We start from the raw sequence: 23,934 nt of genomic DNA, 5'->3' as shown, positions 1-23,934 counted from the left end.
CATTGCCGGGTCCCTTAATACCCTTGGCGCCGATCTACCTCACCCAGCATCGGCTCGCCGCGCTGGTGGCGCCGGATATTTTCCAACAACACCCCAAAAGCCGTTTGTGGTTGGGTCATCGCTGCAATATGCGGTGTCAGTGCGATCTGCGGGTGGCCCCAAAAAGGATGATCTGCCGGTGCCGGCTCTTGCTGCAGCACATCCAGCACCGCGCCGCTGAGCTGCCCGCTGGCCAGCGCCTCAAGCAAGTCGTTTTCCACCAGGTGCCCGCCACGGCCCATGTTGATCAGGGCCGCGCCCCGTGGCAGTTGGGCGAATAACTGCGCGTCGAGAATGCCTTGGGTCTGTTCCGTCAGCGGCAGCACGCACAGCAGAATATCGCACTGGCTGAGGAAGGCGGACAGTTGCTGTTCACCGGCGTAGCAGTCCACGCCTGGCACTTTGTGGGCACTACGGGCCCAGCCAGACAAGGCAAAACCGAGCGGCTTGAGGGTGGCCAGAATTTGCTGCGCCTGGGTGCCCAGCCCCATCACGCCGACACGCCGGCTCACCGCGGGTTGCAGTAAATGCGCCTGCCAGCAGCGTGCTGTCTGCTGCTGGCGGTAAAGCAGCATATCCCGGTGCAGGCTGAGCACGGCCCAACTGGCGTACTCGCACATGCCTTGGGTGATGCCCGGGTCCAGCAGGCGCACCACCGGCAGGTGCGCCGGTAAGCGGTCGAGGTCCAGTTGATCGACCCCGGCCGACAGGGCAAACAACACTTTTAGATTGGGCAACAGCTGTTCGAGATCATCCGGGGCCTGCCAGGCGGCCAGGTATTCGATCTCATCAGGGGCGCCGATCTCTGGCCAGGCGCGCCACTGAATATCCGCTGCGTGTTCGGCAAACAGTGCCTGCCAGTGTTGGCCGCGCACCGGGTCAGCTTTGTAGAGCAAGGCCATGGGCATTTCCTGTCGGGTAAAGAGAGTGTTCATCATCGCTCAAGCCCGGCGCAGGATCTGTTGAAAGGAAGGGGCAAAACAGTCGATCCGAATTTCTCACGGGGCAAGTTCGGCTTAGTTGGTTTCGTACACGTCGTAACCTGAACACCATCGCAACCACCTTCCGGTTGCCGGACTCACGATGGGAAATGCCATGAATAGCAAAGTCGACGAAACCCCTCATTTGCTCCGCCAGCGCGATCAATTCGTGCCTCGTGGGCTGGTCACTGCTCACCCCTTGGTGATCGATCACGCCCAAGGTGCCGAGTTGTGGGATGTGGACGGCAAGCGCTACCTGGATTTCGTCGGCGGCATCGGCGTGCTGAACATCGGCCACAACCACCCGAAAGTGGTCGCGGCAGTGCAGGCGCAACTGCAGAAAGTCTCCCACGCCTGTTTCCAGGTGGTCGCCTACACACCTTATCTGGACCTGGCCCAGCGCCTGTGCGAAATGATCGGTGGCAAGGAGGCCTATAAAGCGGCGTTTTTCACTTCTGGGGCCGAGGCCGTGGAAAACGCAGTGAAGATTGCGCGTGCCCACACCAACCGTTCGGCTGTGATTGCCTTTCGTGGCGGTTTCCATGGGCGCACCTTGCTCGGTACGACGCTGACGGGGATGAGCCAGCCGTACAAACAGAATTTCGGGCCGTTCGCACCGGAGGTGTTCCATACACCCTATCCGAATGCCTATCGCGGCGTTACCAGTGACATGGCCCTCGCGGCACTCGACGAGTTGCTCGCCACCCAGGTGGCACCAGAGCGGGTCGCGGCGATCATTATTGAACCGGTGCAGGGCGACGGTGGTTTCCTGTCGGCGCCGGTGGCGTTCCTCAAAGGGCTGCGCGCGTTGACCGAAAAACACGGCATTGTGCTGATCCTCGATGAAATCCAGACTGGTTTCGGCCGCACGGGCAAGTGGTTCGGCTTCCAGCATGCCGGCATCCAGCCCGACCTGGTGACTGTGGCCAAGAGCCTGGCCGGCGGCTTGCCGTTGTCGGGTGTGGTCGGCAAGGCCGCGATCATGGACGCGCCGTTGCCCGGTGGCCTGGGCGGTACCTATGGCGGTAACGCCTTGTCTTGTGCGGCGGCTCTGGCGGTGATCGATGCCTTCGAGGAAGAACACTTGCTGGCGCGCGCTGAAACGCTGGGCGAGCGTTTGCGTCAGGGTTTGCTGAGCTTGCGCAGCCGTCATCCGCAAATCGGTGACGTGCGTGGCACCGGGTTCATGCTGGCCATCGAGCTGATCAAGAACGACGAGGCGCGCACACCAGACGCTGACCTCAATCAGCGGCTGATTGATGAAGCGCGCAAAGGTGGTTTGCTGGTGATCAAGTGCGGCGTGTACCGCAACGTATTGCGCTTCCTGGCGCCCCTGGTCACCACCGAGGCTCAGGTCGACGAAGCCTTGCAGATTCTTCAGGGCGCTTTGGCACGGGTCTTGAACTGAGCCAGTACCCGCGCGAGCCGTTATGGAGCACGAGTGAATAAAATGCATCATTGGAGGCTTGACCCACCATGGGGCTGACAACGTATCGAGCGTTGCTGATTGATTGCGACGAAGTGCTGGTGGACCGGGATTCGGGCGTCTGGACGGCCTTGCAGCCGTTGCTCGACAGCCGTGGCGGCCAGCCGCAAAAAGAACAGGTGTTGGCCGAATACAATACGGTGGTGGCGGCGCTCTACCCACGCTTTGCTGAGCTAGGCTTCAGTGGTGTGCTGTGCTTTGCCCATCGCCAACTGGCGGCGGGCTGGGGCTTGCAGGCCAGTTGGGAGGAGGGCATGAGTTTTGCGCGTTCAGCCGGCAACTGGTCACTTTTCGAGGACGCGCCAGGCGCTATGCTGTACCTGCGCAAGTTCTACCGGTTGCTGGTACGCGGCGACCGCGATGCGGAAGATCGCGCCCTGTTATGTGAGCGCCTGGGAATCGCGCTGGAGGATTTCATCTCCCTGGCCGAAGACCCTGAATGGCTTAATCACCCAGCGCTGCAAGCAGAGCCTGTGCTGCATGTGACGCGAGCGTCTGTCGGCGCAGTCGGGGGGGCGGACCGCTGTTTGATTGGCCGTCAGCGTGCCAGACAGCCCACGCCGTGTGCGGCGGATTACTGCATCAACAGCATGGCGGATCTGGTGGCTCAGCATCAGCTGTCTTTACGGCGCTGATTTTGCTAGAAGATTGTCTTACAAATGGCAGTCAAGAGGTACGCAATGGAAGGACTAGTGAAACTGGACCGGATTGACATCAGCATTCTGGTCGAGCTGCAAAAGGACGGCCGGATGACCAACGTCAGCCTCGCCGATGCCGTTGGCTTATCGGCCAGTCCCTGCCTTCAACGCGTCAAGCGGCTGGAGTCGGCCGGGTATATTTCCAGCTACAAGGCACACTTGAACCTGGCAAAGATTACCGATTCGGTCACGGTATTTACCGAGATCACCCTCAGCGATCACAAGCGGGAAGACTTCGCCAAGTTCGAGTCCAACATTCGTCTGGTGGATGAAGTGCTCGAATGCCATTTGATCAGCGGTGGCTACGATTACCTGGTGCGCTTCATGACGCGCAGCATTCAGCATTATCAGGAAGTGGTCGAAAGCCTGCTGGACAAGAACATCGGCATTTCCAAGTACTTCAGCTACATCGTCATCAAGTCGCCGGTGCTTAAAGACGGCGTCCCTCTGCGCAAACTGCTGCGGCACTGAGACACACCCACCGCATAACGCACCCGGAGCTGCCTGCAAAGAGGCCGTCCGGGTGGTCTTGTCTCGGCAATACCTTGGTGTTGCACGCTCATGCATGGGCGCCGCTAAACGCCTCGTTTCGACGAGAGGCTCGGTTTAGAAACGCCCTATTTCGAGCACCCGCAGTCAGCTCATGGGTACGCGCGTCAATGGGTTGTGACAACTGCGGATCCGCATTGATCAGTCCCAGCTTAATGCACCGCCGGTCTGGTACTCAATCACACGGGTCTCAAAGAAATTCTTCTCTTTCTTCAAGTCCATGATCTCGCTCATCCACGGGAACGGGTTAGTCGTGCCTGGGTACTCTTCCTTCAAGCCAATCTGCGACAGGCGACGGTTCGCGATGAACTTGAGGTAATCCTCCATCATCGCCGCGTTCATGCCCAACACGCCGCGGGGCATGGTGTCGCGTGCATATTCGATCTCCAGCTGCGTCCCTTGCAGGATCATCTGGGTCGCCTCTTCCTTCATCTCGGCATCCCACAAGTGTGGGTTTTCGATTTTGATCTGGTTGATCACGTCGATACCGAAGTTCAGGTGCATCGACTCGTCGCGCAGGATGTACTGGAACTGCTCGGCGACGCCGGTCATTTTGTTGCGGCGGCCCATGGACAGGATCTGGGTGAAGCCGCAGTAGAAGAAAATGCCTTCGAGGACGCAGTAGTAAGCAACCAGGTTGCGCAGCAGTTCTTTGTCGGTTTCGACGGTGCCGGTTTCGAACTTCGGATCGGAGATCGAACGGGTGTATTTCAGGCCCCAGGCGGCTTTTTTAGCCACCGATGGGATCTCGTGGTACATGTTGAAGATCTCGCCTTCATCCATGGCCAGCGATTCGATGCAGTACTGGTAGGCGTGGGTGTGGATCGCTTCTTCGAAGGCCTGGCGCAGGATGTACTGGCGGCATTCCGGGTTGGTGATCAGGCGGTACACGGCCAGCACCAGGTTGTTCGCGACCAGGGAGTCGGCGGTGGAGAAGAAGCCGAGGTTGCGCATGACGATGCGGCGTTCGTCGTCGGTGAGGCCTTCGGGGTTTTTCCACAGCGCGATGTCGGCGGTCATGTTGACCTCTTGCGGCATCCAGTGGTTGGCGCAGCCGTCGAGGTACTTTTGCCAGGCCCAGTCGTACTTGAAGGGCACGAGTTGGTTGAGGTCGGCGCGGCAGTTGATCATGCGCTTTTCGTCAACGGCGACGCGGGCGGCGGAGCCTTCGAGCTCAGCGAGGCCTTCGGCGACGTCGAGTTTGTCCAGGGCGGCCTTGGCGCGCACGATGGCGGCGGAGTCACTGGCTGTCACGTTGCGCGCTTCCAGGGCGGCAGCGGCGCCGGCACCGTCGAGACGGTCCATGTTGGCTTCGCTGGCATGGCCGGCGTTGGCGCCTTTGATCACCGCTGCGCCGGTGTCTTCGTTGTCGACTTCGTCCCAACTCAGCATTGAAATACTCCTTCCTGGTCTGTTCTGACGGCGTTTGAGGCCGTCCAAAAATAGGCGATTTGCAGGCTACTCGGCATTGAAATACTGCGCGTAGTGTGGTCGGTAATTACCGATGCTGCACACTATGTAGTGGTCTGTTCTGTTTGTGGGCACACTATATGGTGTGTGATACAGCAGGTCAACGGCGCAAACGGGCATCGATCGTCGCAGGGGCCATGAGCAAAACTCACAGCCCTATGACTTTTAATGGTTACGGCCGCCTCAACGGCCAGTGCTAAAACTCGCCAACAAGCTCCCCATAACAACAACGAGCGTTTGCGAAAATGAAAGCACTTGATCTGTACATCGGCGAAGGCTTCGAAGGCCCAGGCGTCAATGCTGCCCACATCAATATCCTGATCGGCCCACGCAATGGTCCTGCCGGCCAAGCGTTTGCCAACAGCCTCGCCTCTCCAAGCCAGGGCCATTGCCCGTTCATGGTGATTGCCCAGCCGAACATCCCGGTCAAACCCATGACTCTCTACGTCAACAAGGCCGCCATCGACAGTGACCTGCACGGTAATGCCACCTGGGGCGCGTCCCAGGCCGGGATCGCCAAGGCGGTGCTCGAAGCCTTGCTCGACGGTACGTTGCCGCCGGAAGCCGAAGACGAGTGGGCCATCGTTACCGCCAACTGGGTCAACCCGGCCTGCGATGACCTGGACGCCGTCTACCTGAATAACTACAACGCCTGCCGCACCGCGATCCGTGCCGCCTTGACCGGCACACCGTACACCGCGCAGTTGGCCGACGTGGTCAACCACATCAGCAACCCTTTCTACACGCCCAAGGCCTGAGGAGACTGCCATGCACTACATCCGTTTGGGCAACTCCGGCCTGCAAGTCTCGCGCCTGTGCCTGGGCACCATGAACATGGGCACCCCGGATTGGAAACCGTGGATCTTTGATGAGAAGCAAAGCGAGCCGATCGTCGCGCATGCTCTGGACAACGGCGTCAACTTCATCGACCTGGCTGACTTTTATTCGGCGGGCGTCGGTGAAGAAGTGGTTGGGCGCATCCTCAAGCGCGTGGCACGGCGTGAAGACATTGTGGTCACCACCAAAGTCGGTTACGGCACCCGCCATGGCATCAACGCCAGCGGCCACTCGCGCAAGCACATCCTGGACAGCATCGACGCGTCCCTCAGCCGGCTGGGCATGGATTACGTCGACGTGTTCATGTTGCATTACTTCGATGTGAACACGCCGGTCGAAGAAACCATGGCTGCGATGAACGACATTGTGCGTGCCGGCAAGGCGCGTTATATCGGCGTATCGACCATGCTCACCGGCCAGTTGGCCAAGATCCTCATGGCCTGCGAGCGCAATGGCTGGGTCAAGCCGATCAATATGCAGCTGCAATTGAACTGCGCCTACCGTGAAGAAGAGCGCGAGATGATCCCGTTCTGCCGCGACCAGGGCCTGGGTGTCTCGGTGTTCAGCCCGCTGGCCCGTGGCTTGCTCACCGGCGAAGTGCAGTCGACCCGCAACCAGACCGACTTCTTCACCCAGCAGATGTACAGCGACCAGGCGTCGTTCGACATTGCCCATTCGGTGCAACGCGTGGCACGCGCCCGCGGTGTATCGAATGCGCAGATCGCCCAGGCCTGGGTCGCCAATCATCCCGGTGTCGATGTGATGCTGGTAGGCGCCGACACCACCGCGCAATTTGACAGCGCACTCGCGGCCCTCGACACCCAGCTGGATGCCGAAGAGTTGCACGAACTGGAACGCAACTACACCCCGTGCGATGTGATCAACGACTACACCGCCGGCAAGCGCATCCTGCGCGAGGCCCGCCCAGGCCTGGACCGTTTCAACCTGATTGAGGCCGTGGCATGAACCCGCTGATCCGTACTGGCAACTACATAGATGGCCAATGGTCCAGCGGTGGACCGACCTACCCGGTGCTCAACCCGGCCAATGGCGCCTTGATTGCAGACGTCCAGCGCGCCGGCGCGCAAGCCACCGACCTGGCCATCCATGCCGCCAACCGGGCTTTGCCGGCCTGGCGCAAGCTCACCGCCAAGGAGCGCAGCCAGCGCCTCAAGCGCTGGAGCGACCTGATGCTCAGCCACCAGAAGGACCTGGCCCAACTGCTGAGCCTGGAACAGGGCAAACCCTTGGCCGAAGCGATGGGCGAAGTGGTCTATGCCGCGAGTTTTCTGGAGTGGTTCGGCGAAGAAGCCAAGCGCGCCTATGGCGACGTGATCCCGAGCCACAAAGCGGATGCACGCATCATCGTGACCAAGGAAGCGATTGGTGTGGTGGCGGCCATCACCCCGTGGAACTTCCCGCTGGCAATGGTCACCCGCAAAGTCGGTCCGGCGCTCGCGGCCGGTTGCACCATGATCCTTAAACCCTCGGAAGAAACCCCGCTGTCGGCATTTGCCCTCGCGGTGCTGGCTGAGCAGGCGGGCATTCCGGCGGGTGTGTTCAACATCGTCTCCGGTGACGCCGTGGCCATTGGCGGTGCCCTGCAAGCCTCCAGTGTGGTGCGCAAACTGTCATTCACCGGCTCCACCCGCACCGGCAAGCTGCTGATGCGCCAGGCCGCCGACACGTTGAAAAAAGTCTCGCTGGAACTGGGCGGCAACGCGCCATTCATTGTGTTCGACGATGCCGACCTGGAGGCCGCCGTCAAAGGTGCCATGGCGTCCAAGTTCCGCAACACCGGGCAGACCTGTGTGTGCGTCAACCGCTTCTTTATCCAGGACGGGGTGTACGAGGCCTTCACCGGCAAACTGGCAGAGGCGGTCAGCGCGATGCGCGTGGGCAGCGCGTTGGACGGCGAAACCGAACAAGGCCCGCTGATCAACGCGGCGGCACTGGCCAAGGTTGAAGCCCATGTCGGCGATGCGCTGGAGAAGGGCGCCAAACTGCTGTGCGGTGGTCGCCGCCATGCGTTGGGCGGCACTTTCTTCGAACCCACTGTCCTCACTGAAGCCCATGGCGATATGTTGATCGCCCAGGAAGAAACCTTTGGCCCGGTGGCGGCGTGCTTCCGTTTCAAGGATGAGGCCGAGGTGCTGCAGCGCGCCAATGACACGCCGTTTGGGTTGTCTGCGTACTTCTACAGTCGTGATATCGGCCGGGTGTGGCGCATGGCTGAGGGCCTGGAGGCCGGCATGGTGGGTATCAACGAAGGGATTATCTCTACTGAAGTCGCGCCGTTTGGCGGTATCAAGGAGTCCGGGCTGGGTCGTGAAGGTTCCAGGTATGGGCTGGATGATTATCTGGAGATCAAATACTTGTTGATGGGGGGCTTGTAAGACAACGTCGCTCTAAGATGGGCGCTGGCTTGGCTGCGATAGCGGGGTGTTGGGGGTGTCGGGGGTGTTGGGGTGTTGGTGTGCATATCCGTTGCTGCGGTAACGGCGGCTTAGGGTTCCGCCCTTACGGCGGGTCACTTTTTTACAAACGCCTAAAAAAGTAACCAAAAAACGCTTTGCCCCACCACTCGGTGCCTCGCCTGGGCTCGGCATGCCCGCACTCCGGCTTGAATCCGTGGGCCGCCGCAATGGGCCATCCCTGGCCCAGTGCGGCTAACCCGGCGTCCTGCCGGGTTACCCACGGATTCAAGCCTGCGTTCGGCCATCGTGGTTAACGGGGCCTGTCAGATCAAGATCAACAGCAGATCAAAAGCAGAGCACGGCGGCCTGAAAGCCGACCTGAGTGGTAGAAGCAACAGCCAGGGCAAGGTCCGGATCAAGAGCTGCTTTTTTGTGGGAGCTGGCTTGTCGGACCGCCGAACCGCTGCGATGCAGACACCTCGGGTACATCAGGCATAAGCAGTAGATGCCATTGCAGGCAGGCCAGCTTCCATGGAGCCCGTAGCCGCCATTACCCAAACAATGGCTATGTAGTCGCTCTCAAGGGTTACTCACGCGGTTCAACCACTCGGTAAACAATCGGACCTTGGATAAGCCTTGCTTGTCCGCTGCCACGTCCAGCCAATAACCATACGGGCCGATCACTTCCACCGCTGTGATGGGCAATAAACTGCCATTCGCCAGTTCGCGCTCGATCATTTGCCGGTCTATCACGGCCAGGCCGCCGCCCGCCAGGGCGGTGTGTATGACTTGGTCCAGGGTGCTAAATTCCAGGCCCTGGCTCGCATCGATGTCGTCTCGGCCCATGGCAGCCAGCCAGTTTTCCCAGACCTTCAAGCGCTTGCCGTCGTGCAGGATGTGTAGCAATGGGAATCGCTGCAGGTTGGGCGGTTGGCCGTCGCTGAACAGCTCCGGGCTGGCCACGGCGATGTGGCGTTCCATCACCAGCAATTCGCTGCGGCAATGCGGGTCTGATTCCCGGCCGAAGCGAATTCGGCAGTCGATCTCTGCCAGGCTGTCATGGCTGTTCTGGTGCGTGACGCTGAGGTTGATAGCCGGATAGCGCTCGCAAAAGCGTCGTAAGTGCGCCGACAGCCAGCGCGTGGCCCAGGTCGGCGGCGCGACGATGCGCAGGCGCTGGCGCAGGTTGGGTACGCGCACGGCTTGCAGGGCGCGCTCGATATGGTCGAAGGCGTCGCTCAGGTGCGGGGAGAGGGCGAAGCCGGCTTCGGTCAGGGACAGGCCTTGGGGCGTGCGGATGAAGAGGGCGACGCCGAGGTAGTCTTCCAATTGTTTGATCTGGCGGCTGACGGCGCCTTGGGTGACGTTAAGGCCCACGGCAGCCTGGCTGAAGCTGCGGTGGCGGGCGACTTCTTCGAAGATGCGCAGCATGTTGAGAGCGGGCAGTTGGCGCATGAAAGGACTTCCACACTGGTTGTTTTTATAGTGCCTGTAGCGGCCTCTTCGCGAGCAAGCCCGCTCCCACAGTTGGAATGCATTCCTAATGTGGGAGCGGGCTTGCTCGCGAAGGCTTCAGTGGTATCGCCTCCGATTAGAAGTAGTACCCAATGTTCATATACAGCTGATTCTCCCACTGGTTACTGCCACCCGCGCCCAAACTTTCGGTGTAGCTGCTGCCGCCGATATACGGATCGTTCTTGCCAATCAACCACTCTGTCGCGACCCACAACTTGCTCACCGAAAACGACGTGCCGAGGATCACCCGCTGCGAGGTCTTGAACTGACTTTCGGATTTATCAAACGCACTGTAGTTGGCATACAGCTTTACGCCGCTGACCTGGTCAAACAGGTATTTGCCGCCCACGTCGTAGCTCAAATCCGCCACGTACAAGTTGCCTCGGCTGGCCACGTTGAACGTCCCGTCATAACCGCCCAGGGTGACGACGCTATTGGTGCCCGGGTTGCGCGGTGACATTTGCTGGCGCGCCGCCTGCAATTGCACGCCCCATGGCCCGTTCTTGCCCAGGTAGTGGATTGCCACCGCATTGCGGCGGCCGTCGTCGTTGGTGTCTTTGTTTTCCAGCGTGGAGGTCAGGCCGGAAAGCCCGACTTCGGATTTCCAGTTGCCCAGCTCCAGGGCCTTGGCCACCCGCACCACCACGGTGTTGCGCTCCTGGTTGTTGCTGCCGTCGCCCACGTAGCTGTCGGCTTCGGAGATCACGCTGGAGTAGGTCACGCCCTTGCTGGTGCCTTTGCCTTGCCACGCCGGGCGCAGGTAGTAGCCGGCCTGGATATTCCAGTCGCCGCTTTGCTGGATGTATTTGGCGCCGACCTGTTGCACGTCTTCCAGGCCGATGACGTTGCCCAGGGTCTCGTAGAAGGTGCTGCCAAAGTAAGGCTGCAAACCAAACGGCACCGTGTTCAAGCCCACTTGCACCTGCTGGTTCGGGTTGAATTTGTAGCCGACCCAGGCGAACTTGGCGAACTGGATATCGCCGTAGTTCTTGGTGTACTGGTACGGGTAGGAACGCCCGTAGAACCGGTACTGCGCCTCGCCGATCCAAGTGTCGGAGTTGTACTTGGCGCTGAGGAAGGCCGTGTCGAGGCCGAACTTCTGGATGTCGCGATCCGGGTCATAATCCCAGCGTGCACGCACGGCGCCGCCGAGGTCGAGGTTGTCGGTGACCTGATAAGCCATGGCCGGTGCCGCAAGGGCGCCGAGCACAGGGACCAGGGCGATGTAACGTAGGGTTGGTCGCATGGTTTTGCTCTCATTATTGGTTATTTTTTGGCAACAGCAGCCCGTTGCCGCAGCGAACGCTGCGACGCAGGGAAAGGGTGACAACTCAGTGCGCTGCGGGGCGGATCAATCTCAACGGGGGGCCGGCAGCCGGTAGTTGCGTCGCGCCCGGCGCAGCGGCCAGCAGGGCCTGGGTGTAGCTGTTTTGTGGCCTGAGCAGTACCTGTTCGGCGGTGCCGTATTCCACCACTTCACCCTGGCGCATCACGGCGATGTGGTCGCTGATCTGCGCCGCCACACGCAGGTCGTGAGTGATGAACAGGATGCTCAGGTTCAACTGCTGTTGCAGGTCGGCGAGCAGCTCCAGCACCTGTTTTTGCACCGACACATCCAGCGCCGAGACACTTTCATCGGCGATCAACACTTCCGGGCGCATGGCCAGCGCACGGGCGATGCCAATGCGCTGGCGCTGGCCACCGGAGAACTGTCGCGGTTTGCGCTTGAGGGCGTCACGCTTGAGGCCGACCTGTTCGAGCAAATCACCGGCCTCGGCCCAGGCATCCTTGGCCGACAACCCACGCAATTGTGCGGCGCGGGCGATGATGTCACCGACGCGGTGCCGTGGGTTGAGCGAGCCGTAGGGATCCTGGAAGATCATCTGGATACGCCGCCGATTGGCCGCCAGGGCCGAGCCGCGCAAGGCCAGAAAATCTGTGTCGCCGACCCACACATGCCCGCTGTCGCTGTCGACCAGGCGAATGGCCGCTTTAACCAGGGTGCTTTTACCCGAGCCGGACTCGCCGACAATCGCCAGTGTTTTACCGCGTGGCAGGTTCAGCGACACGTTGCGCAGCGCCGCCACCGAGCTGCCGCCGACGGTGTAGGTCTTGGTCAGGTGTTCGATGCGCAACGCCAACTCGCCATCCGCGCTCGGCGTGTGCAATTCCGGGTGCAGTGCCGGTACTGCCGCGATCAGCTTGCGGGTGTAGGCATGCGCCGGGGCATTCAGCACTTGGTCGCGCTCACCGATTTCCACCAGGCGGCCGCCTTCCATGACGGCAATGCGGTCGGCAATGTGCGCCACCACGCCGAAGTCGTGGGTGATGAACAAAATGCCGTGCTGGCCACGCCCACGCAGCTCGCGCACCAGTTTCAAGACCTGGGCCTGGGTGGTCACGTCGAGGGCCGTGGTGGGCTCGTCGGCGATTAACAAATCGGGGTTCATCGCTAGCGCCATGGCGATCACCACGCGCTGGCATTGGCCGCCGGACAGTTGATGGGGAAAGCTGTTGGCAATACGTGGCGGGTCGGGCAACTGGGTGGATTCAAGCAGCGCGAGCATGCGTTCGCGACGGTCGCGCTGGGGCATTTGCGGGGCATGGATAGCGAAAATTTCTTCGACTTGCTTGCCGATCCGGATCGCCGGGTTCAGCGCCGCCATAGGCTCCTGGAAAATCATCGCAATGCGGTTGCCGCGCAGTTCGCGCAGGCGTTTTTCGTCCAGGCGGCAGATGTCGTCACCGAGAAAGTCGATCACCCCACCGGCATGCCGCAGGCCTTTGGCGTAATCGCCCATGATCGCCGCCGACAGCACCGACTTACCCGAGCCGGATTCACCGATTACGCAAAGAATTTCGCCCTTGCGTACCTCCAGGTTGATGCCTTGCACGGCGTGGCTGCGGTCGGCGCCGGCGGGCAGTTCGATCGACAGGTTTTGCACCCGTAATACTGGTTGTGGGTTCATGCTCAATTCCTTGCGCCTTGTTGGGCGTTTTCATCCAGGCCGTCCGCCAGCAGGCTCAAGCCCAGCATCAGGGTGGAAATGGCAATGCATGGGAAGATCACCAGGTGCGGGAAGGCGATGGCCATGGCGCGGCCATCGTTGATCATGCCGCCCCAGTCGGGGGTCGGTGGCGGCAGGCCAAGGCCGAGAAAGCCCAAGGCGCCGATCATGATCGCGGTGTAGCCGATGCGCAGGCAGAAATCGACAATCAGCGGGCCGCCGCAGTTGGGCAGGATTTCCACCAGCATGATCCGCAGCGAACCTTCGCCCTGAGTGATGGCGCTGAGGACGTAGTCCCGCGAGCGGATGTCGATGGTCAGCGCGCGCATGATGCGGAAAATCGCCGGGGCGCTGGTGAAGGTCACCGCAATCAGGATATTCAGCGCCGATGCGCCGAGGGCAATGATGATCACGATGTACAACACCAGCACCGGGAACGACAGCACCGTGTCGGCCACATACGACAGCACGGCATCGACCCAGCCGTTGAAGTAACCGGCGCACAGGCCCATGGCAATGCCCACGGCGAACGCAGTGAGCGTGGCCAGGATCGACCAGAACAGCACGGTGCGGGTGCCCCAGATCAGCCGCGAGAGAATGTCGCGCCCGATCATGTCGGTACCCAGCAGGAAGCGCTGGCCATTATCGCCGCTGGTCAATGGGGTCAGCAGTGGGGTAAAGCTTTCCAGCGGATCATGGGGCGCCAGCCACGGCGCAAAGAGCGCGATCACGACCCAGCCGCCCACCAGCAGCAGGCCGAGCAAGGCCAAGGGATGTTTGAAGGCGTGCAGGCGATTCATTGGGCACCTCCGCCGAGGCTGCGCAGGGTGATGCGCGGGTTGAGCCAGGTATAAGCCAGGTCTGAGAAAATCTTGGTGATGCCCACCACGACGGCACTGACCATGGCGCAGGCTTCGATCAGGTACACGTCGTGGTTCAGGGACGCGGTGTACAGCAACGAGCCGAAGCCCTTGTAGGCAAAGAACACCTCGACCACGATCACGTTGGACAGCAGCCACGGGATGTACAGCATGATCACCGTGATCGGCGCGATCAGCACATTGCGCAGGGCATGGCGCACGACGATGCGTGCGGTGGAGGCGCCTTTGAGTCGTGCTGTGCGGATATACGGCGACTGCATCACTTCGACCATTGACGCGCGGGTGATTCGCGCCAGGTAGCCGATGCCGAACAAGCACAACACCATCAGTGGCAATACCAGCTCTATCGCACTGAAACCGTCGCTCATGCTGCTGACACCCGGCAGCCAGTTGAGCCAGAACACAAAGATTGCCGAGACGAACACCGCACTGGCGAAATCGGGAATCGACGTGGTGACAATCGACAGGAATGACACCAGGCGGTCGAGCGCGGAGCCCTGGCGGATGCCGGCGAGAATGCCCAGGGTCAATGCCACGGGCACCATCACCAGCAAGGCCAGCCCGGCGAGGGTCAGGGTTTGTGCCAGGTTGGGCAGCAGCAGCTTGATCACCGACTCACGAAAGTACACCGAGGTGCCCCAGTCGCCGCTGACAAAGTCCTTGAGCCACACCAGGTAGCGCCACACAAACGGTTGGTTGTAGCCATGTTCCACCAGCCACGCCGCCCGCTGATCTGCGGCGGAGTAGGGGCCAAGGACGTTGATGGCCACGTCCTCGATGTTCAGTTCCAGGGCCAGGAACACGATCAATGACACCGACAGCAGGGTCGCCACCAGCGCCAGTAACTTGCGCAATAGAAAATGAGCCATGAGTGCATGCTCCGACGAATATTGGGATGCCTGCCCGCGCACGGGCAGGGAGTTCGCGCCTTAGTTCAGGCGCTCAGCCACACGCTGCCCATCGGGTAGAAGTCGGAAGGGTGCACCTGGAAGCCCTGGACCTTTTTGCTCACGGCGGTGAACTTGTCGCCCCAGAACGGCTGCACGATCACGCAGGCGTCCTGCAGGATCTGCTCGACGCTTTGCATGGCCACGGCGCGTTGCTTTGGGTCGATGATGCCCATGGCTTTGTCCAGTGCGGCATCGAAGGCCGGGTCGCTGTAGTGGCTTTCATTCCAGGCGCCGCCGCCGCGGTAGGCCAACTCCAGGGACATCACGCCCAGTGGGCGATGGGCCCAGTACGTGAGGCTGAACGCCGCCTTGTCCCAGATCGGCCAGTATTGGGCGGCCGGCACCACTTTGAGGTTGATGCGAATCCCGGCTTCCAGGCAGTTCTGTTGCAGGATCTGCGCACAGTCCTGTTCATAGCGGCCCTGGGTGTTGCCGACGATCAGGTCGATGTCGATGCCGTTCGGGAAGCCGGCTTCGGCCAGCAGCTTCTTGGCCATCGCCACGTCGCGGTTGCGTTTGGGCAGTGGGAAGTATTCGGGGTGGGAGGGCGCCACATGGTGGTCTTCGCCCAAGGTGCCCATGCCGCGGTAGGCGATCTTGAGCATCTGCGCGTTATCGGCACACAACACCACGGCCTTGCGGACACGCAGGTCGGTGAACGGCTTTTGATCGCAGGCCATGCGCATCACCACGGTTTGCGCGGATTTGCAGGTGAGCAATTGCGCGCCGGGCAGGCGCTTGGCGAGGTCCAGCTCGGCCACGGTCACGCGGTACAGCACGTCCACTTGCCCGGCTTGCAAGGCCGCGAGGTGAGTGGACACGTCGGTGCCCATGTCGATGTAGCGCAGTTCGTCGAGGTTGGCGGGCTTACCCCAGTAATCGGCGCGCTTGGCGAACGTCGCCTGTTTGTTCACCGCAAACGCGACCAGCTTGAACGGCCCGGTGGCCAGCGGGTTTTTCGCCCAGTCATCACCGGCTTTGAAGCTGCGGTGCACGATGGCGCAGGTGAACGCGTTGAGCATTTCCGGGATCGCCAACATCGGCCGCTTGAGCTGCAGGCGGAACTGGTAGTCGCTGACTTTTTCAAAGGCCTTGATGTCCTGGAAGGCGGTGCGGTTGACCGACTTGGAGTCAGCGGCAATCCAGCGCTCGATGTTGTGCTGCACGTCGTCGACGTTGAAGCTGTCGCCGTTGCTCCACTTCACATCCTGGCGCAGGTTGAAGGTCCAGGTGGTGAGGTCGTCGGAGGGGCTCCAGCTTTCGGCGAGGTAGGGGTGAGTGATGTTATCGGCGTCGACCCAGGTCAGGTATTCCAGCGAGTTGCGCAGCAGGTTCGAGGCTTCGATCCAGGTGATCAGCATCGGGTCCTGGATTTCCTGAATCGCACAGGCAAAGCGCAGGCTGCCGCCTTGGCGGGCGGGTGTGGCGTCGGCGGCCTGGGCGTCGTTGCCGAGCAAGGCCGAGCCGATAAAGCTACTGGCGCTGGCCACGGTAATGCCCAGCAGGGCGGTGGTGCGCAGGAATTGGCGGCGGTTGATCTCGCCACGTTGGACTTGGGAACACAGGTCATTTACGGCTGGATGCGGCGCGGCGCCGTCCAGGGTAGTCAACTCTTTCATAAGCCTCTCCGGTACTTGCGAATATGCGTTTTTGTTGAACCGCAAGGGTCAATGGCAAGCGCCGCCAAGGCGCAGCACGGACCGCTGTGAAACCGGCAGGAGAACAAGGCGCAACGAAGTCAGGAGGTGGGCATTGGGACAGGACATAGGGCAACTCTCATGTTGTTTTTATTAGAGATGCCCGCAGTTTTGTCATTTGCGCAAAGATCGACAAACGACAAATTCTGCGATGTAACGTTCTATAAATGCATGTTACTGGTCCTGCCCAGGCCCACCTGTCGCGCTAGACGCGTTCAGCGCGGCAACAGGCGTGGGTCGAACGGATAATCGGAGAGCAACTCGATGCCGTGTTCGTGGATGTAGATCTGTTCTTCGAGCTTCACGCCTTCGCCGCCGTCGTCGTGGCCGATGTAGCTTTCCACACAGATGGTCATGCCGGCCTCGAACACACCGTCGTAACCCAGCGCGTCAATGTCTTCGCGGTGCACCACGTAAGGGTACTCGCCGGTCATGCCAACCCCGTGCACCAGGGCGAAGTAGCGGTTGTTTTTGTAATGCTCGGGAATCTTCCAGGCCATCTCGGCGTATTCCTTGAAGCTGCGTCCGGCCTTGAGCATTTCCACGTTGGTTTGCACTTGCTCATAGGCGAGTTTGTACAACTCTTGCTGCTTGGCGGTGGCGGCCTGGTCGCCGCACAGGAAGGTCCGCGAAAAGTCCGCGTAGTAGCCGAAGCGGCCGACCACGTCGGTATCCAGTGCCACCAGATCACCGGCTTCGATCGGCCGCGTGCTGCATTCCTGGAACCAGGGGTTGGTGCGTGGCCCGGAGGAGAGCAGGCGGGTCTCGACGTAGTCGCCGTCGGTGGCGATCACATGCTGGTGCAGGTGCGACCACAACTGGTTCTCGGTGATGCCGGGTGTCAGCTTGCTTTCCATCAACCGCACTCCGGCCTCCGTCGCACGCAGGCTGGCGCGGATCATCTTCAGCTCGTTGGGCACCTTGATGCAGCGCGCACGCTCCAACGGTTCCTGGGCGTCAAACACCTGGTAGCCGAGCTTTTGCAATTCGAAGGCCGCCGCCGAGGTGGCGCTTTCAATCGCGATGCGTTTACCGCCACCGCACTTGCGCACCAACTCGTCAATTTCGGCGGCCCAGTCGGCGGTGACGTTGCCGAGAAAACTTTCACAGAAGTAATAGGAGATCGCCTTGGCCGGGCGCACTTCATCCACGGTATTGAGGGTTTCGGCCAGGTGCAGGCAGCCACCGAACTCGAAGATCACCACCGGGCCTTCCGCCGGGATAAAAGCATAGCGCGCCGGGTTACGCGCTGAGTACACCTGCATATTGCGTGAGCCGGTGGCGTAGCGCATGTGGGTCGGGTCGAACAGAACACAGGCGGCGTAGTCGCGTTTTTTCAGTTCGTTGCGCACCCGTTGCAGGCGGTCCAGCTGGATCTGCTGGATTTCGTCATAGGTGGGCTCACAGTCGGTGGGGTTGCGGTTCGGGCCAGACAGACTCATGGAGTGTTCCTCGCAGGGCAAATACGGTTTTATGGGTTTTTAGGGGTGAATCAGTCGAGCAACTGGTCGCTGCGCACCAGGTTGCGTTCGGCTTGCAGGTGGGCTTCGGACAGGCGTCCGTAAAGCTGTTTGGTGCGTTGCGCGCGGCCAATGATCCCGGGCTTTTCCGAGTAGGCGAAGATCGCCGTGTTGCGCTCGGTGGCGCCTGCGACGCGGGTGACCCGGTGTACGGAAAAACGGCCCTTGAAGATCTGCAAATCACCGGGGTTGAGCGTCAGCTCCTTGACTTGCGCGCGGTCTTCGCCGCGTACGACTTTGCCCACGGCGCCAAGGTTTTCCTGGCTGCGCGAGCGGATCATCGGCGCGTATTCGAACAGGCCGCCGGCCTCGGGCTTCTGGGTCATCATGCTGACGATGAATTCGTTGGTGTCGAAGTGCCAAGGCTGCTCGGTACCCTCGGGCATCACGTTGATGACCAGTCCGGCGAAAGGGTCGGCGTATTCGAAAATCTCCGGTTCGTCGAGGCATGCACCGATAAAACGTTTCATCATCGGCGAGACATACAGGCGATGAATGATTGCGTCGGGGGCGATCATGTCGCGGGTCACAAAGCCGCTGGTGCGCTCCATGAACGTGCGACGCGGGTCATCCTGGGGCAGGCTGGCGTCGTCTTCGGTGAAGTAGGCGTTGACCTTGCGCACCGAATAAAACGTTTTGCCTGACAGTGCCTGGCCTTCCAGGCGCGCCTGTTCCAACACCTCGGGGCGCAGGAAGTTCTTTAGCAGGCAGCAACCGTCCTCGGCCAATTCGGCGCGGGCATGTTCAATTAATGCCTGTAATTGGACATGGCCCGAATCATGTATGGGATACAGCGCAGTATTAATGATGTCGCTGATATCACCGGTTTCGGCATCGGCAAGTTTAAGACTCATACACGGCTCCAAGTAGGGTGTTGTGTTGAGTGGATAGTTGCGTAAAGCGATTTGAAGTGGAAATTACAAGTTGTGATCGAATCCATCGGCAGGGGCGATAGTTATGTCAGGCGAACTGGATGGCAGCTTACTTAAAGTGTTTGTGGCAATTATCGAGTGCCAGGGTTTTTCAGCCGCAGCCGAGCGTCTGCATAAAACCCAGTCCACCGTCAGCCAGAGCTTGCAGCGGCTGGAGGAGATTGTTGGCACGCCGCTGATCCATCGCACTAGCCGCTCCATCGGCCTCACCCCGAGTGGGGAAACCTTTCTGATTTACACCCGGCAAATCCTCAAGCTGCACCACGAGGCCGTGGCTGCGGCGCAATTGCCCAATGAGCAGGTGTGTATCCACTTGGGCATGCCGGAGGACTACGCGGAATACTGTCTGGGCGGGATGCTCAAGGACTTCCAGGCGCAGTTTGCCCAAGTGCGCCCGGACATCTGCTGCGAGATGTCCACCGCGCTGGTCAGCCGGTTGCACCGCGGCGAGTTGGACCTGGTGTTGGGCGTCGAACATGCCGGCCTGCAGCCCGGTGAATACCTGTGCGACGAGCCGCTGGTGTGGGTGGCGGCGCCGAGTTGGAGTGCTGTGGGGCGCCAGTCGGTGCCGCTGGCGGTGTACGCCGAGGGCTGTGCGTTCCGTGCCAATGCTGTGCAGGCGCTGGCCCAGGCTGGACGTTCATGGCAGGTGGTGTACACCAGTCAGAGTCCTCGCGGAATCGCGATTGCGATTGAGCAGGGTTTGTCGGTTGGGGTGATGGCGCGGCGCCTGGTGCCGGCTGGCTGGCAGATTCTGGATGAGCGCCAAGGCTTCCCGCCGATTGCGCCGGCCCGCCTGATGTTCTGGCGTTCAGCCGGTTGCCAGGTGCCGGAAGTGGCGGCGCTGGTAGAGATTTTGCAGCGCCAGTTGGGGCGCTCAGGGTACCTGGACAGGCCGCGCAGCGTCAGTCGCTCGCCGAGCCATGCGTTTGAGCAATAACAGGCCCGCGAGCACCCAGCCGACGATCCACGCATGCACCCCGGCAAATTCGCCGCTGGCCTGCAACAGCCAGCCGCACAAGCCATTGGCCGAGGCGCTGGCCAAGCCATAGCTGACCATGCTCAGGCTCACCACTTGCAGGCTGTGCACCGGGTTGAGGCGTGCGCTGAGATAAGCTGCCATCAAGCCCCACGAGGGGAAATAGAACACTGCAAACACACCGGCGGCCAACCAGCTCAACAACAGGCTGGGATGCCACAGCAGGCCAATCATGGCGAGGCCGAAAGCGCCGATGCTCAGCGCAAGCACCCGCAACGCACCCCAGCGATCCGCCAGCGTGCCCAACAGCAGGCCGCCGATTGCGCCGCCGATGCCGATCAGCGTCCACATTGAGCCGGTCACTGCTGCGCCGGCGTGCAGGCGCTCGCTGACAAATGCCGACAGAAAATTGAGAAACGGCCCACTGATTGCGCCGATAAACCCGCTGAGCAAGACAATCTGCATGGCCACGGGGTGTTCCAGGCACACGTTCAACCACTGCCTCAGCACCTGATTGAACGCGGGCGGCCGGCTGGCGCGTGGCGCCTGTTCGGTGTAGGGGGCCAAGGCCCACAGCGTCAGCAGCGTGACCAGCAGCGTCAAGCCTGCGCAGATCAGCCAGAACTGGCGTAACGACAACCCCTGTAGCCAGGTGATCAGCAACCCGTTCAGGCAAATCGCAAAGGCCGCCCCCGAAGACGCCAGCCCCAGCACGCGACTGCGGTGGCTGGCCGGGATGACCTCGCGGGCGAGTGCCGCAATCGCGTTCCAGTTCGACACCGCACACGCCGACACCAGCGCCAGGCACAGGGCAAAGGGCAGCACCCAGGGTGTCGCCACCGCCAGCGCCAGCAACACCGGGCTCAGCACCATGGTCAGCCGCACCATGGTGCGCGGGGTCACCCACGCCGCGGCAATGCCGCTGGCGATGGACGCGCCCATATAAAACAGCTGCAGCAAGGCGGCAATCAGCGCCGCCTGGCTGTAGCTCAGTTCAAATACCTGGCGAATCTGCGGCAATAAAGCGGAATACAGAAAAATACTGAAACCGTGGGTGGTGGCGTTGCAGGCGGTGAACACCAGTGCCAACAGCGCAATACTTCGCCGCGATGAAACAGACGTACTCGACATGGCGCGGCCCTGATTTAAATGATGAGTCAGGCAAATGGGTGAGTTGTTGCAGAGACTAACTTTTGTGGTGAGTGGGCGACCAATGCTTAATTGTCTTAGTGTGCATGCGTCATACGCGTGCTATTTATTCGTCAGCGACGTATTCAGGTTAAAAACGACGCAGTGGGCGTTAGCCGAGTTTTCTTCGGCCGCAGAGGGTGCTACCCCAGGTTCAATACAAAAAGGTATGTTGTGTGCAGCATTGCTCTGCTCAATCTTCCTTGTCCGCTGCTGTCGAGTGCCCCCCATGAAACGCAAAATGCCTGGTCTCAATGCCCTCAAAGCCTTCGAAGTTGCCGGCAGCACCGGCAGTTTTACCCGGGCTGCCGAGCTGTTGAACGTGACCCAAAGTGCGGTCAGTCGCCAGGTCCGCCAGCTTGAGGAACAACTGGGGGAACACCTGCTGGAGCGGCGTCACCACCATTTGGAGCTGACCAGTGCCGGGCGTGTGTTGTTGCGGGCGTTGCATCAGTCATTTGACAAGATCGAGCTGACGGTGCGCAGCATTCAGCAGAAAACCCATTCCAACCGACTGCACCTCCACGCGCCGCCGACCTTTACCAGCCGCTGGTTGATGCCGCGCCTGGGAAGGCTGCGCGAGCAACACCCGGAGTTGGAGTTGAGCATCACCACCTGCATGCAGGACACCCTGGCACAGACCAGCACCCTCGACTGTGCGATTCGTTTTGGTAATGGTGAGTGGGATGGTCTGGACAGCTCGTTGTTGTTCCAGGAGCGGCATATCGCCGTGTGCACACCGTCGTTGTTCGCCCGCGAAGGTGGCGGGGACGGTATCGACTTGAATCGGATGACGTTGCTGCATGTGCTGGCGAGTGAAGATCAGCGTTATCTCACATGGAAGCATTGGCTGGATGCGGCGCGGATTACCGGGGTCGATACCCAGGGCGGTTATGAGTTTGATTTGCTCAACCTGGCGATACAGGCGGCGGTCGATGGGTTGGGGATTACCATTGCGGACTGGCATATGGTGGCGTCGGAGTTGGCCAGTGGGCAGTTGACGCAGGTGTTGAATGTGCATGTGGAAGGGCATCAGTCCTATTGGCTGGTGACCCGGCCGGAGCAGACGGATATGCCGCAGTTGCAGGTGTTTGGGCGCTGGCTGCAGGAGGAAATCTGGTTGGCGCAGCGGCAGTTGGAGCCTTCTACGGCGGCGGGGTGAGTTCGAGTACCTATCCGATACCGCCGTCACGGATAGGTACTCGAACACCCGTAACCTTCGTTTTCCTCACGTTACCCCGCCCAATAAGTCGTTTGCACACCCCCCAAGCAAATACAAAACTGCATGTCACTCGCAAAACAACAACGTTGGGCAAACCACATGCAATTCGAGCGCAATTTCTACAACGGTCAGTTCGTCGAGCCCGCCAGCGACGCCCTGATCGCCGTTTACAACCCTGCCAATGAATCCCTGGTCGGCCACGTGAGCGCCGCCACCGCCGATGAGGCCATTGCCGCCGTCGACGCTGCCGCCATCGCCCAGAAAACCTGGGGCAAACTCACCAGTATCGAACGCGCCGAACACTTGCGCGCCTTGGCCGACGCCCTCGACAGCCACGCCGAAGCCATCGGTGCGGCCCTGGCCCGCGAGTCCGGCAAGAGCGTCAGCGATGCCTGCAATGAAGCACGCTACGCCGCACAAATCACTCGCTATCACGCCGAATGGGCGCGTCGCATCGAAGGTGAAATCATCCCCAGCGACACGCCGGATGAAAACCTGTTCCTGCAACGCGAGCCGATTGGCGTCGTGGCCTGCCTGATCCCGTTCAACTACCCGGTCTACACCTTGCTGCGCAAGGTCGCCCCGGCGCTGATCGCCGGTAATACCGTGGTGGTGCGCCCGAGCAACAACACGCCGCTGTCGGCGTTCGAAATTGCCAAGGCCGTGGTCACCTCCGGGCTTCCGGCCGGTGTCATCAACATCCTGACCATGGACCATGCCACCGCCGCCAGCGTCTGCACGCATAAAGCGGTCGGCCTGATTACGCTTACCGGCAGCGTGAACGCCGGGCGTATCGTGCTCGATTACTGCAAGGCCAATATCGCCAAGCCGTCTCTGGAGCTGGGCGGCAAGACCCCGGCGATCATCGAGGCCGATGCCGACCTGGAAAAGGCTGCCAGCGCCATCATCGGCTCCAAGACAACCCACTGCGGCCAGCTCTGCACGGCGGTGGAGCGGGTGTATGTGCACGAGAGCGTCTACGACCGGTTCCTGGCCTTACTGAAAACCCAGATAAGCGCCGTCCAGTTCGGCGACCGGGCCAACGATGAAAGCCTGATGGGCCCGCTGGTCAACGCCAGTTCGCAAAAGAACATCCACGCCATGGTCGAGCGCGCCGTGGCTGCCGGTGCTGTACTGGAAACTGGCGGCGTGCTGCCCGAGGGCCCCGGCCATTTCTACCCGCCGACCTTGCTCAGCGGCTGCCGCCAGGACATGGAAATCATCCAGGAAGAAATTTTCGGCCCCGTGCTGCCGGTGCTCAAGTACCGCAATATCGACGAGGCACTGGCCATGGCCAACGACCATCAGTTCGGCCTGTCGTCGGTGCTCTACACCGAGAACTACCGCACGGCGATGAAAGTGGCGAACGCCATTGAAGCCGGCGAGTTGTACGTCAATCGCACCCCGGCGGACCCGTATCAGGGCTTTCACGCCGGTTGGAAACGCTCAGGGCTGGGCGGCGATGACGGCAAGCACGGAATGCTGGAGTTCACCCAGACCCGTCTGGTGGTCATGAAGTACTGATTCACGCACACCGGCTGCACCTTCAATAAAAACAATTATGAG

General features: G+C 60.9%; 20 protein-coding genes. 9 read left to right on the top strand and 11 right to left on the bottom strand.

Translation table 11 applies throughout. The features are described 5' to 3' along the window. Positions 1-14: 14 nt before the first annotated feature. Positions 15-941 carry a 2-hydroxyacid dehydrogenase gene (locus JFT85_RS03420; protein WP_053256278.1) on the bottom strand — a complete coding sequence of 309 codons (927 nt, stop codon included), beginning with the start codon at positions 939-941 and terminating at the stop codon, positions 15-17. Between the two features lie 193 nt (positions 942-1,134). On the opposite strand from JFT85_RS03420, the gene gabT reads away from it, so the two are divergent. The 3 genes from gabT (at position 1,135) to JFT85_RS03405 (ending at position 3,674) form a co-directional block, all read left to right on the top strand. Continuing rightward, entirely contained in the window at positions 1,135-2,427 is a 1,293-nt protein-coding gene (gene gabT, locus JFT85_RS03415; RefSeq protein ID WP_053256277.1) for a 4-aminobutyrate--2-oxoglutarate transaminase, read from the top strand. Positions 2,428-2,495: 68 nt separating this feature from the next. Further along, positions 2,496-3,140 carry a 2-haloalkanoic acid dehalogenase gene (locus JFT85_RS03410; RefSeq protein WP_053256276.1) on the top strand — a complete coding sequence of 215 codons (645 nt, stop codon included), beginning with the start codon at positions 2,496-2,498 and terminating at the stop codon, positions 3,138-3,140. Positions 3,141-3,185: 45 nt separating this feature from the next. After that, positions 3,186-3,674: an Lrp/AsnC family transcriptional regulator gene (locus JFT85_RS03405; protein ID WP_003174918.1), complete on the top strand. Its 489-nt coding sequence runs from the start codon at positions 3,186-3,188 to the stop codon at positions 3,672-3,674. Positions 3,675-3,893: 219 nt separating this feature from the next. Here JFT85_RS03405 and JFT85_RS03400 read toward each other — a convergent pair whose 3' ends face one another. Further along, positions 3,894-5,144, bottom strand: coding sequence for a ribonucleotide-diphosphate reductase subunit beta (locus JFT85_RS03400; RefSeq protein ID WP_187517342.1), 1,251 nt, complete (start codon positions 5,142-5,144; stop codon positions 3,894-3,896). A gap of 323 nt (positions 5,145-5,467) precedes the next feature. Here JFT85_RS03400 and fae point away from each other — a divergent pair, with 323 nt between their 5' ends. From fae to JFT85_RS03385, 3 genes are read left to right on the top strand one after another with little or no spacing between them, the layout of a single operon-like run. Further along, complete coding sequence (gene fae / locus JFT85_RS03395) at positions 5,468-5,980, top strand: formaldehyde-activating enzyme (RefSeq protein ID WP_053256275.1); 513 nt, start codon at positions 5,468-5,470, stop codon at positions 5,978-5,980. Positions 5,981-5,990: 10 nt separating this feature from the next. After that, positions 5,991-7,025, top strand: a complete 1,035-nt coding sequence (locus JFT85_RS03390) for an aldo/keto reductase (RefSeq protein WP_053256274.1) — start codon at positions 5,991-5,993, stop codon at positions 7,023-7,025. Continuing rightward, a complete protein-coding gene (locus JFT85_RS03385) occupies positions 7,022-8,455 on the top strand; it encodes an NAD-dependent succinate-semialdehyde dehydrogenase (RefSeq protein WP_053256273.1) in 1,434 nt (477 codons plus the stop codon). Before JFT85_RS03390 ends, JFT85_RS03385 begins: the two co-directional genes overlap by 4 nt. Positions 8,456-9,055: 600 nt before the next feature. Here the strand turns inward: JFT85_RS03385 and JFT85_RS03380 are convergent. The 8 genes from JFT85_RS03380 to JFT85_RS03345 form a co-directional block, all read right to left on the bottom strand. Continuing rightward, positions 9,056-9,931: a LysR substrate-binding domain-containing protein gene (locus JFT85_RS03380; protein WP_053256272.1), complete on the bottom strand. Its 876-nt coding sequence runs from the start codon at positions 9,929-9,931 to the stop codon at positions 9,056-9,058. A 136-nt stretch (positions 9,932-10,067) separates the two neighbouring features. Further along, positions 10,068-11,237, bottom strand: a complete 1,170-nt coding sequence (locus JFT85_RS03375; RefSeq protein WP_053256271.1) for a hypothetical protein — start codon at positions 11,235-11,237, stop codon at positions 10,068-10,070. An 85-nt stretch (positions 11,238-11,322) separates the two neighbouring features. Beyond that, on the bottom strand, positions 11,323-12,960 hold the full coding sequence (locus JFT85_RS03370) for a dipeptide ABC transporter ATP-binding protein (protein WP_053256270.1): 1,638 nt from the start codon (positions 12,958-12,960) through the stop codon (positions 11,323-11,325). A 2-nt stretch (positions 12,961-12,962) separates the two neighbouring features. Beyond that, the gene (locus JFT85_RS03365; protein ID WP_053256269.1) at positions 12,963-13,799 is read right to left on the bottom strand and encodes an ABC transporter permease; all 837 of its coding nucleotides are present in this window, start codon (positions 13,797-13,799) and stop codon (positions 12,963-12,965) included. Continuing rightward, a complete protein-coding gene (locus JFT85_RS03360; RefSeq protein WP_053256268.1) occupies positions 13,796-14,749 on the bottom strand; it encodes an ABC transporter permease in 954 nt (317 codons plus the stop codon). Before JFT85_RS03360 ends, JFT85_RS03365 begins: the two co-directional genes overlap by 4 nt. A 65-nt stretch (positions 14,750-14,814) precedes the next feature. After that, entirely contained in the window at positions 14,815-16,449 is a 1,635-nt protein-coding gene (locus JFT85_RS03355; protein WP_053256267.1) for an ABC transporter substrate-binding protein, read from the bottom strand. A gap of 293 nt (positions 16,450-16,742) precedes the next feature. Then, the gene (locus JFT85_RS03350; RefSeq protein ID WP_053256266.1) at positions 16,743-17,969 is read right to left on the bottom strand and encodes a M24 family metallopeptidase; all 1,227 of its coding nucleotides are present in this window, start codon (positions 17,967-17,969) and stop codon (positions 16,743-16,745) included. Positions 17,970-18,019: 50 nt separating this feature from the next. Continuing rightward, positions 18,020-18,901: a HalD/BesD family halogenase gene (locus tag JFT85_RS03345; RefSeq protein WP_053256265.1), complete on the bottom strand. Its 882-nt coding sequence runs from the start codon at positions 18,899-18,901 to the stop codon at positions 18,020-18,022. 103 nt (positions 18,902-19,004) lie between these two features. Between JFT85_RS03345 and JFT85_RS03340 the strand changes: the two genes are divergently transcribed. Next, a complete protein-coding gene (locus tag JFT85_RS03340) occupies positions 19,005-19,919 on the top strand; it encodes a LysR family transcriptional regulator (RefSeq protein ID WP_069553514.1) in 915 nt (304 codons plus the stop codon). Here the strand turns inward: JFT85_RS03340 and JFT85_RS03335 are convergent. Beyond that, the gene (locus tag JFT85_RS03335) at positions 19,857-21,089 is read right to left on the bottom strand and encodes an MFS transporter (RefSeq protein ID WP_078828168.1); all 1,233 of its coding nucleotides are present in this window, start codon (positions 21,087-21,089) and stop codon (positions 19,857-19,859) included. The two genes, JFT85_RS03340 and JFT85_RS03335, sit on opposite strands and share 63 nt — an antisense overlap. Positions 21,090-21,375: 286 nt before the next feature. Here JFT85_RS03335 and JFT85_RS03330 point away from each other — a divergent pair, with 286 nt between their 5' ends. Together JFT85_RS03330 and aldA are read left to right on the top strand one after the other, a co-directional pair. Then, positions 21,376-22,308: a LysR substrate-binding domain-containing protein gene (locus JFT85_RS03330; protein WP_053256262.1), complete on the top strand. Its 933-nt coding sequence runs from the start codon at positions 21,376-21,378 to the stop codon at positions 22,306-22,308. 159 nt (positions 22,309-22,467) lie between these two features. Next, positions 22,468-23,892 carry an aldehyde dehydrogenase gene (aldA, locus tag JFT85_RS03325; RefSeq protein ID WP_053256261.1) on the top strand — a complete coding sequence of 475 codons (1,425 nt, stop codon included), beginning with the start codon at positions 22,468-22,470 and terminating at the stop codon, positions 23,890-23,892. Positions 23,893-23,934: the final 42 nt, after the last annotated feature.

Source organism: Pseudomonas sp. TH04, from assembly GCF_016651355.1.
GTDB classification, from domain to species: Bacteria; Pseudomonadota; Gammaproteobacteria; order Pseudomonadales; family Pseudomonadaceae; genus Aquipseudomonas; species Aquipseudomonas fluorescens.
Note: the sequence above shows the minus strand (reverse complement) of the source record. Positions and strands in the feature narration are given on the sequence as shown.